At 48.7% G+C, this 234-nt stretch carries 1 protein-coding gene; it reads right to left on the reverse strand.

Going from position 1 to position 234, the window contains the following annotated elements; genetic code table 11:
• On the reverse strand, positions 1-206 hold a 206-nt coding region (locus RYX56_RS25420), incomplete at its 3' end, for a hypothetical protein (protein WP_317124526.1).
• Positions 207-234: the final 28 nt, after the last annotated feature.

Consider the following 234-nt stretch of genomic DNA (forward strand, 5'->3'; position numbering starts at 1 on the left):
AAAGCATGGGCTGCAGCCACTAGAGAATCTGCGGAAACTATTTCACCAAGTTTTGTGGCTTCTGAGCTCTTCCCTAATAATCCTTCCTTAAAATATTCGTTGCCTTCCAAGGTAATGACCACCAAAGCGCTTACTACAAAAAGATTCTTGTTTGATTCTTCGGCTTTGGCTCTCCTCAAGACCCAACCAGTCGCCTGCTCATCCACATCGCGCCCACCCCGCATGGAGGCCACC

Origin of the sequence: Alkalihalophilus lindianensis (genome assembly GCF_032843265.1) — a bacterium.
Lineage (GTDB): Bacteria > Bacillota > Bacilli > Bacillales > Bacillaceae_D > Alkalihalophilus > Alkalihalophilus lindianensis.